This is a genomic window from Pseudomonas sp. AOB-7, assembly GCF_003696305.1.
Classification (GTDB): Bacteria; Pseudomonadota; Gammaproteobacteria; order Pseudomonadales; family Pseudomonadaceae; genus Aquipseudomonas.
This window is the reverse complement of the sequence record NZ_RFFK01000038.1, coordinates 1-1564: the sequence shown is the minus strand read 5'-3', so window position 1 is coordinate 1564 and position 1564 is coordinate 1. Positions and strand designations below refer to the sequence as shown.

At 66.6% G+C, this 1564-nt stretch carries 1 pseudogene; it reads left to right on the top strand.

The window, feature by feature from the left end:
* Positions 1-1564, top strand: a pseudogene (locus tag EA796_RS22880) (acyl-CoA dehydrogenase); the annotation flags it as partial.

Here is a 1564-nt window from a genome sequence, read left to right as displayed (position 1 = left end):
TCCAAGCTCTGGGCCGAGCTGCCGGCCCTGGCCGAGGTGGTCGATGCCGACACCGCCAGCGCCATCCTCGAAGAAGCCGGCAAGGTCACCGCCGGCAGCATCGCCCCGCTCAACCGCAGCGGTGATGAAGAGGGCTGCTCCTGGGACAACGGCGCGGTGAAAACCCCGGCCGGCTTCCCCGAGGCCTACCAGACCTACGCCGAGGGTGGCTGGGTCGGTGTCGGCGGCTCGCCGGAGTTCGGCGGCATGGGCATGCCCAAGGTGATCGGCGCCCAGGTCGAGGAAATGGTCAACTCGGCCAACCTGTCCTTCGGCCTGTACCCGATGCTCACCGCCGGCGCCTGCCTGTCGATCCTCAACCACGCCAGCGAAGCGCTCAAGGCGCAGTACCTGCCGAACATGTATGCCGGCGTCTGGGCCGGTTCCATGTGCCTGACCGAGCCGCACGCCGGCACCGACCTCGGCATCATCCGCACCAAGGCCGAACCCCAGGCCGATGGTAGCTACAAGATCAGTGGCACCAAGATCTTTATCACCGGCGGGGAACACGACCTGACCGAGAACATCATCCACCTGGTGCTGGCCAAGCTGCCGGACGCACCGGCCGGGCCGAAGGGCATCTCGCTGTTCCTGGTGCCCAAGGTGATGGTGGGTGCCGATGGCTCGCTGGGCGAGAAGAACGCCCTGGGCTGCGGCTCGATCGAANCCTGGTGCCCAAGGTGATGGTGGGTGCCGACGGCTCGCTGGTCGAGAAGAACGCCGTTTCCTGCGGCTCCATCGAGCACAAGATGGGCATCAAGGCCTCGGCCACCTGCGTGATGAACTTCGACGGCGCCACCGGCTACCTGGTCGGCGAAGTGAACAAGGGCCTGGCGGCCATGTTCACCATGATGAACTACGAGCGCCTGGGCGTCGGCATCCAGGGCCTGGCCCTGGGCGAGCGCAGCTACCAGAGCGCCGTGGAATACGCCCGCGAGCGCATCCAGAGCCGCGCGCCGACCGGCCCGGTGGCCAAGGACAAAGCTGCTGATCCGATCATCGTGCACCCGGACGTGCGCCGCATGCTGCTGACCATGAAGGCGCTGAACGAGGGCGGTCGCGCCTTCTCCAGCTACGTCGCCATGCAGCTGGATACCGCCAAGTACAGCGAGGACAAGGACACCGCCAAGCGCGCCGAGGAACTGGTGGCGCTGCTGACCCCGGTGGCCAAGGCCTTCCTCACCGACATGGCGCTGGAAACCACCGTGCACGGCCAGCAGATCTTCGGCGGCCACGGCTTTATCCGCGAGTGGGGCCAGGAGCAGCTGGTGCGCGACTGCCGCATCACCCAGATCTACGAAGGCACCAACGGCATCCAGTCGCTGGACCTGATGGGGCGCAAGATAGTCGGCAGCGGCGGCAGCTACTACAAGCACCTGGCCGACGAGATCAAGGCCTTCATCGCTTCGGCCGATGCCAATCTCGACGAGTTCACCAAGCCGCTGGCGGCTGCCGTGCAGAACCTGGATGAGCTGACCGCCTGGGTGCTGGACCGCGCCAAGGGCAACCCCAACGAGATCGGCGC